The 8,207-nt window shown below is 38.8% G+C and carries 10 protein-coding genes and 1 pseudogene; 3 read left to right on the forward strand and 8 right to left on the reverse strand.

The features are described 5' to 3' along the window. Positions 1-229 precede the first annotated feature (229 nt). From J6U00_RS09525 to J6U00_RS09550, 6 genes are all read right to left on the reverse strand, one after another. A complete protein-coding gene (locus J6U00_RS09525) occupies positions 230-1,216 on the reverse strand; it encodes an ADP-ribosylglycohydrolase family protein (protein ID WP_296581317.1) in 987 nt (328 codons plus the stop codon). A gap of 87 nt (positions 1,217-1,303) precedes the next feature. After that, positions 1,304-2,470: a nucleotide disphospho-sugar-binding domain-containing protein gene (locus tag J6U00_RS09530; protein WP_296581319.1), complete on the reverse strand. Its 1,167-nt coding sequence runs from the start codon at positions 2,468-2,470 to the stop codon at positions 1,304-1,306. A gap of 29 nt (positions 2,471-2,499) precedes the next feature. Next, a complete protein-coding gene (locus J6U00_RS09535) occupies positions 2,500-3,261 on the reverse strand; it encodes a hypothetical protein (RefSeq protein WP_296581320.1) in 762 nt (253 codons plus the stop codon). 98 nt (positions 3,262-3,359) lie between these two features. Next, the gene (locus J6U00_RS09540) at positions 3,360-3,899 is read right to left on the reverse strand and encodes a GNAT family N-acetyltransferase (RefSeq protein WP_296581321.1); all 540 of its coding nucleotides are present in this window, start codon (positions 3,897-3,899) and stop codon (positions 3,360-3,362) included. A 10-nt stretch (positions 3,900-3,909) separates the two neighbouring features. Next, positions 3,910-4,656, reverse strand: coding sequence for an alpha/beta hydrolase (locus J6U00_RS09545; RefSeq protein WP_296581322.1), 747 nt, complete (start codon positions 4,654-4,656; stop codon positions 3,910-3,912). Continuing rightward, positions 4,653-5,624: a phosphatase PAP2 family protein gene (locus tag J6U00_RS09550; RefSeq protein ID WP_296581323.1), complete on the reverse strand. Its 972-nt coding sequence runs from the start codon at positions 5,622-5,624 to the stop codon at positions 4,653-4,655. The genes J6U00_RS09545 and J6U00_RS09550 overlap by 4 nt, the downstream gene beginning before the upstream one ends. A 192-nt stretch (positions 5,625-5,816) precedes the next feature. On the opposite strand from J6U00_RS09550, the gene J6U00_RS09555 reads away from it, so the two are divergent. From J6U00_RS09555 to J6U00_RS09565, 3 genes are read left to right on the forward strand one after another with little or no spacing between them, the layout of a single operon-like run. Next, positions 5,817-6,155: a hypothetical protein gene (locus J6U00_RS09555; protein WP_296581325.1), complete on the forward strand. Its 339-nt coding sequence runs from the start codon at positions 5,817-5,819 to the stop codon at positions 6,153-6,155. Between the two features lie 12 nt (positions 6,156-6,167). After that, positions 6,168-6,533 carry a hypothetical protein gene (locus J6U00_RS09560; RefSeq protein ID WP_296581327.1) on the forward strand — a complete coding sequence of 122 codons (366 nt, stop codon included), beginning with the start codon at positions 6,168-6,170 and terminating at the stop codon, positions 6,531-6,533. After that, positions 6,530-7,222: a DUF6198 family protein gene (locus J6U00_RS09565; protein WP_296581329.1), complete on the forward strand. Its 693-nt coding sequence runs from the start codon at positions 6,530-6,532 to the stop codon at positions 7,220-7,222. The genes J6U00_RS09560 and J6U00_RS09565 overlap by 4 nt, the downstream gene beginning before the upstream one ends. Positions 7,223-7,423: 201 nt before the next feature. Here the strand turns inward: J6U00_RS09565 and J6U00_RS09570 are convergent, their stop codons facing one another. Then, complete coding sequence (locus J6U00_RS09570; protein ID WP_296581331.1) at positions 7,424-7,975, reverse strand: hypothetical protein; 552 nt, start codon at positions 7,973-7,975, stop codon at positions 7,424-7,426. A gap of 43 nt (positions 7,976-8,018) precedes the next feature. Beyond that, positions 8,019-8,207 (reverse strand): annotated as a pseudogene (locus J6U00_RS09575) (hypothetical protein); the annotation flags it as partial.

Consider the following 8,207-nt stretch of genomic DNA (forward strand, 5'->3'; position numbering starts at 1 on the left):
AATAAGCAGTATATCTGTTATCATCCTCAACCTGCTCCGAACTGTATTCTCCTACAATTGACGTTATTATTATATTAAGCTCAAAATCGATTATGCATCGAGTAATTACATGGTAACATTTCAGAGCAAAACGCAAATATCACTTATTTTGCGTTTTTAAATCTGATTATATAACATCTAAGCGCAAATGTCAACTGAAAAATTGATTATTCATGAGTACAAATTGATATCACTTGTTGCTTAGCGAATTATTATTAATTAAATTCATAATCAGCTTATGTATCAATTTATCGACCTTATCCTTATCTCTAAGTTCGTTAACCCAACGGATTGGGATATTGTCACATCCAAATTTAACCCCAGCTAACCCGCCTGTGATACAGGCTGTTGTATCAGTATCATCACCAAGAGCGATTGCCTGCTTTACAGCTTCTTCGTAAGAATGGGCAGTCTTCATTATCATAACAGCGCTTCTGAGACTATCGACAACATATCCGCCACCTTTTCCAATCCATATATCAGGCTCATCAGGCTGAAGTCTGAATAGAAACTCATCTGAATACTCAGGTATATTCGCATATATATCACGCAACTTTTGTATTGCACTATCTAGTGAGATATCAAAACTGTAACCATTAAGAAGCCTCCTTGCAATAAGGCAGTACAAAGCGCAACATACCTGATTAGTGATGTTTCCATGAGTGATTAGGCATTGCTTATGAGCGTCGGTTACAAGATCATCATCTGTTCCTTTATGCCATAATGCTAACGGCAGCACACGCATAAGAGCTCCATTGCCTTTTCCATCAGGACGGACATTACCGCAATTCTCGGGCTTACCACCGCTTTTATACATAGAAAGAGCCATTGATGTCTGTATGCCTACATCAAATACTCTATTATCAACAGCCCATAAACCGTTTTCATACCACGCAAGAACTCTGTCTGAAAAATCTATAAGATCAAAACTACCTTTATAAAGCAGACTATCCAGAAGACAAAGTGCCTGAGCTCCATCATCAGACCATGTTCCTGGAGCAGTTCCTGAATGAGCTCTAATAAATCCTTCCGGCGGAGTCATTTCTATCTGCTCTATCGTCGGTATATCCTCTTTCATGTGGAATTCGTAGGGAACACCGAGAGCGTCACCTATAAGGAGTCCGTAAATACCGCCTTTTATCTTACTGATATATTCTTCATTTGTCAACTTAGTCATGATATCACCTGCCTTTTTCTTCATTATAGCACACACAAATAGTATTTACAATAATCATTATATACAAAACAAAAAGTAGCCCAATAATCAGCCGAATTTTTTCATGTCATACTTCAAAATATGTTTTATTATAACTTCAACACCGCCTTGAGCCCCCAGCTTCTTGCCGAGTTCAACCGCATTTTTTCGCAGCAACTCAGAAGCAATAACTTTATTCGCTTTACTGTGAATGACATCAGCTCTGAACTGTCTGTATGGGATGATGATACCTGCTTTGTTTTTCACAACTGATACAGCATTGTATCTCCGTTCAAAGACTTTACCAGGAACTATCATCTGCGGAACTCCGTGAATCAAACCATCCACAACACTGTTATGACCACCGTGGTTTATAAACAATACAGCCTCTTCAAGGATCTCGTTAAAGTTCCAATACGGAGCTATATGAATATTGCCTTTATTCTTCACCTTCATGTACTTTGAAGCTATATACACTTCATACTCAGAACCTCTGAAAGCCTTGCTTATCTCTTTCTCAGTCATTGCTGCAGAGATTGTACCGTTCCCCATATAAATGACTATCTTGTTTCTGAGCTGTTCAGATATACTGGCTTTTTTCAGCGAACCGCAGAAAGTAACGTTTTCTTTTTCAATAGGTTCAAGCTCATGGATACTCGGACAAAAACACTCATCAGCCCAGTCAAAAAGCTCCAAAGCAGAGTTGACCTGCGGAAGCCCCTTCTCTTTCATATACCTGTTCACGCCTTTTGCGAGCTTAAGAGAAGCTGCATATTCAGGCTGAGTAGGATAACTCACAGTTGTACAAAGCCTCTTTTTTTCTAGTTTTGCAGCAATAATAGCGGGTAAACTGAATTCTGAATAAACGATATCAGGCTTGAAGTTCCTTATGGTTGTTCGAATGCTTGCTACGCTTTTCAAAAGATAACTGTAAACTGAATTACCCGTGAACCAAAGGACTTCATCAAAGCTCCTTACAGTTTTCCTTGATGTGAGGCCTATCTTCTGTGCCACAGGAAACACTTTTGAAGCTATAATCTCAGGCATTCCAAGCGGGGCAGGAACGTCAAGAAAATAGTTCTTTATACCGCTTATTTCTGAATAGTTAACATCTTCAGCAATACAAGTCGCAACATCTATCCCTGAAGCAGACGCACTTTCGGCAATCAGCTTGCAACGTGAGAACGGCCCTGAGGTCTCAGCCATAGCTGCCATTGGTACTATAAGTAGTCTCATAATAATTCTCTTTCTTATTGTGTTTTCACTCAAACTTCTTTGCCTATAAGTTTAATTATCTCAGATTCATCGGCATTTGGATATAGTTGCTGAACTCTGTCAACTATACGCTTCCAGGACTCATGTGGAGTTTCATCATACGCTGAAGTAATTCTTTCATATCCCCATACAGCTTCTGGCGGCAGCAACACCGAAACAGGCATACCATACTCTGCACCCTTCTTATTCCTGCGCCTATGAAAGTCCGCTATAACAAGATAAGTTTTCATCATAAGGTCTGTTGTGATGCCAGGAAAGTTCTTCTCGCCATCTTTCCCGAAGCCTGCCATCTGTTTAAGCTCAGTTGACAGTATCTGCTTATCTGTCCAGATAATATCACCGTTACTATTTGTTTCTGTAAGAACGTCCATTATAAGCTTCTCGCGGCGGTTTACCTTACTATCCTCCCATGCGGAATCAAAGTCATAACCGTCACGCCTGTAATTTGCAAAATATGGCAGCCATTCCAGGCTGATGAAGCCGGCCTTCTTATCAAAGAACTTGCCATAAGCTATTTCATGTCCTGCCGCTATTATTTCGCGCCACTCCCATGGATCCTGCTCCCTATCCCCTGTCCACCAGTAATCGGTAGAAACGTGCTCCTCTACAGAAAAGCCTTTGACTCCATTGCCGAAAAGTGGTAAAAATCCCACCTCATTTATCCAATTTATTAACTCTTTCGGACTGCGTATCCTGTAGGGATCGTCCCACGCAAGTCCGTGTATTATCCATTCACCGTTCTCTACTAACATAACCTGCTCCTACTTTTTTCTTCATTATAGCACACACAAATAGTATATACAATAATCATAATATACAAAACGAAAGATAGCTCAAATCAGCTGCCTCTTCATTTTCTGTACAGTTTAGGTATATGGTCTGGAACTATTGAACTAAGATATGCAGTAAATCGTTCAAATCCCTCTTTATCAAAACCAGGTACAGAGCAAATTATGGTGAATTCAGTATCATCGTAGTAGCTGTACCAGCCTGTTTCATAAAAACCGTTTCTAAGATAAAAACTACGTCTTCGAAGTCTGATAGCATTATTATCACAGCTATCATCAGGCGTCTCGAACTCTGCTACTATCTGCGCATCTGGATAGCGATCAATAAGAAGCTTTAAAGCCTGGCTACCTATACCTGCTGATTGTTTTTCTTGACTGACTGCAAAATAGGCAAGATAACGAATGCTTGCATACTTACGAACTATGAAAAATCCGACTATAGCATTTGCAGCATATATTCCCAATATTTCAATTTTATCAGCCGTATCAGAAGCATACATATCATCAAGGGAGTTCCTTTCGTATTCAGGAAAAGCTTCTTCATTGATTTTGTCTGCTATCTGTTTATCCACTGAATTTTGTGACAGTGTTTTCAACTGCATCATAATTCTCCTATTCTACAGAATTCAATGACTGTATTATCTTTACATATTTATCTGCTAGATTTATGGAAAGCTCACCGTGATAAAGTGCCGAAAGCTCATGTAATGTACAATTTGAGATAGCTTCTTTTATAATCTGAGCAGAGCGTTTTATTCCTTTGAGTTCCTTTTGCCCATAATACAACTGAACATTAGCCGAACATTTCTTTATTGAGTCCTTCAGTGTGTAAGATGTATTTGCCTGCAAAAAAGCGATCATATCATCTTTGGTTACCGCACAGGTATCACGATAGTAATCGCTAAACAAATCTTCCTTCATGTGCAGTGATCTGAACTGGATTTCCGAGAACCATTTCTTTTTTATAAGGGAATAGGTGCAGTTTATGGACGGCTTCATAAGCATGTTTGTCAGCTTTGAAGGTATGACAACTGTACTTTCAACAAGTGCGTGCTGACATATATTGCCTTGCTGAGAAAGCATTTCCAGCAGTATCTGCCCTCCAAGCGATAATCCTCCAATAAAAAACACCTGACCGTTAAGATTTTCTTTTATAAAGTCAATTATCTCAGCTGCATTGTTTTCAATCGTACTGAAATGTGCATCACTGCCCGCATGGCCATCCAATATCGGCAATATCACATGGTAGTCATTTTTCAATAGCTCTGCTTCTTCACGATAGTTCCACCATGATAATCCACCACCGTGAAGCAGAATAACAGTCCTTGAACTGTCTTTCCCGTATTCCTTGTATTTCATATATTAATCCTGTTATTTATCATCATTTTGAAAACTTTATCTTTGATAAGCAGCTTCATAATAGCCGGCCATATAACTATAATGAAGGACATCATAATGAAGTTCTTTGCAAATGCTCCCCACTGCATACCGAATACTGATTCCAGCGGTGAATCGCAGAATGTTATTATAAGCATGGTTGTAACAGCGCCTACTATTCCAAGTACAGCAGTTTTCAGCGATGGAGAAGGAACGTATCTAAGCCATTTTTTCTCGACATATCTGGAACTGCAAAAAGCAGTAAACCTGCCTATACAGCTGAATCCATCTTTCACCATAGCCTTAGGATCAACGAGAAGTTCATCGTTCACGATGCCACTCGGATATGGCTTTACAGAAATATATACCAGTGCCAATATACCAAAAGCTATTCCTCCTGCCAGTAACATATTCTCCTTTTCCTTATGATATGACAGGTAAGCAAACAGCTTTGACATACCAAATACAACAGCAGCTCCAAGTATTATAGATGTGAGAACATCCTGTGGAGTATGTACACCCAGATAGTTTCTTGAAAAAGCAGTGAGCAGTATCATAAACAGACAAATGAACGATATCCACATTTGATTTTTAGATAACTTTTGAGCTAAACAACCATAAATCGAGGTTGCATTTGCAGTATGTCCACTGGGAAATGAATAGCCTGTTGCGGTTTTTACTGCATTTCCGGCAGGAACAATACGGCTGTCCCTTATCCATGGTCGATAGACGCAGGCAGTCAGTTTTATGATAACAGCAAGCACTGAACTCAAAGCATATGATGAAAGTATATACAGACCAATACGTTTATTCGTACACCAATATATAAAGGCAGGTATAAGTACCAAAAATGTAATAGCTAAAAATGATACAAGCTCCATAAACGGCGTAAGTACATCATTGATTCTTTCTCTGAAACGCTGCAGCATTAATAGATAATCAATATCCATTTGAATTGCTCCTTAAGTTTTATAAACTTATAATAGTTTTGGTTTCATATCAATTATACATCACATATATTAAAAAATCAACCACAGAAAGGGCTTTATGAGGTACTCATACCACCTAGGATTGATTTTTAACTCTGCTTATGATATAATGGGAAAAACGAGAATATGATATTGCTAAAAGGAGGTCGCGCTATGAGCAGAAGCTATAAAAAGAATCCCATTATAAAGGATAATAATAAAGATTCAAAATTGGCAAAGCAGCACGCAAACCGACTGTTCCGCCGCTGCATTTCAGAGCGCGAACTGATTGCAGGCAAATCAGGTCTGCACCGCAAATATACCGAAAGCTGGGACATACATGACTATGTAAGCCGCTGGACAAAAGCTGAAGCTGAAGCTGACTGGGAACATGAAGAATTACTTATAAAAAGCGGCAAAAGTTACGACAAGAGTAATATTTTGTGGCATCGTATCTACAGAACTAAAGAACGTTTCATGAACTACTGGGCAAAATGCGCGAAACGTAAATAGAGGATAATATAAATGGATAATTTCTATGAAAAGATAAATGAAGAATGCGGTGTAAGATTACCTTTTTCAGATGAACAGGACTGGGAATGGTGTGCCGGCGATCCAAAGCACACATCTGACTATATCGCCTTCTATAACAAGTATTCTGATAATATGAGCAAATGGCAGAAATATCTTGCCGTTAATCTTATCATCCAGGGAATCGAAGATCTTATGGAACAAGGAGAAGATCAAAGTATTATCGACACACTTTGGTCTGAAACAAAAAAGATACTGCTTAAAGATGATCACCGTTATTCGATTTATGCATGGTCCTGTCGTAATCAAGAACTTGAAGAATGCTGGCTTATTACACCGAAAATGAGAGAATTGTTATGACAGAAAGTAATATTCAAAGCAATAATAATTCATCATCCACTCATAATATGCCTGATATAATAAAGCGGTATTCTCTGTTCCTTGTGGGACTGTTCATCGCTTCAATGGGCGTCGCTTTCTCGGCAAAAGCTGGTCTCGGAACATCACCTGTTGCATCCGTGCCATATTCGGTATCACTTGTAAGTTCACTATTATCCTTTGGCGGCTGGCTGAATTTGCTTAGTGTGATACAGATAGTTATACAAGTCATCGTACTGAAAGGGAAATGCAACTATATCGAGATAGCAATTCAGACTGTTCTGGCCTTTGTATATGGTTATCTTACAAATTTTTCTGTATGGCTCATAAAGGATATTAATGTCACAGCTTACCCAATGCAGTTTGTATTTATGCTACTTGGCTGCTTCATACTTGCACTTGGCATATGGATACAGCTGAAAGGTGCAGTTGCAATGCTGCCTGGAGAAGCTATGAACCGTGCTATCAGCAAAGTATTCAGTTTCAGATACGAAAATGTTAAGATATTCTTTGATATTCTATACATAGCTATTGCGGCTGTGATATGCTTGATTTTCCTTTGCAAGCTTAAAGGAGTCCGCGAGGGAAGCATCATTGCAGCAATACTGGTCGGAAATATAATCAAGATGTATAACTTCATTTTCAATAAAGTAGACAGCAAAAAATCATAAAGACAATGCAGTACACTGTCATCTGTTGATGTGATGAAATTTAATAATAACAGAGTAGCAATTTCACGGGTGAGTTTCTTTTTTACAGAAAAAGGACAAGCGAACGCGTTGTTTATAATAGTTATTTCAGGAATATACAAAGCACTTGTCACTAATTGGACAAGTGCTTTGTGTTTATTAAGCTTTCATACAATCCAATTATTACCGTGGACGGCAGTAATGATAATCAAGCATAAATTCAAATTCATACCCCTGCGGATTATTTTTGAATACTTCTCTTTTCCGGAGATCGCCGATATAATCCTCTGCAATCCCACACTCCTGATTACGATGATCAACATAATCAAGTGATGTCAAAAGATCGCGCAGTTTTTCTACACGATCGATATTGGTTACTTCATAGGCATCACGCCAGCTCCAGTCTCTTTCATCTGTATTGAGATCTGAATCAAGTACGCAGCATCTGCTGTATATATAGGAACAAACTTCACGCATAGCAGCTCTCGGCACAATAGTATAGAGATTTCCTTCCATACCTTCTTCAAGCGGATACTGTTTTTCCATGTATTTACCGCATATTCTGAAAATTGCCGGTGGAAGATCCATGAATATGCTGCTGTTCCACCAGCATACTTCTACAAATCCACTGTAAAAAGAGGGATTTTCAGACATAGAGATCACTTTTGAACCAGAGATAATATCGCCGGTCAGTTTGTCCTTGATACGTACTTTTATATCGAAATCAAAGCTCATTGATCACACCTCCGTGCTTTTCAAACACATAGAAAAGCAATCTTTAATGAATCCATTTTTCACCAAACTGTTTATCATAAAACTGTCGCAGATCATCTATGTCATAATTACGGTTCAGGTATATTACTTCATCTGCAATATGCTTTATAAATTCATCGCTTCCGACAGGAAGTATAACAAGTGCACCGCTCTTTGTAAGCTCCCTCAATGCCTTCATTAAGCAGGACTGGCA

Origin of the sequence: Ruminococcus sp. (assembly GCF_017650195.1) — a bacterium.
In the GTDB taxonomy this organism is placed as follows: Bacteria; Bacillota; Clostridia; order Oscillospirales; family Ruminococcaceae; genus Ruminococcus.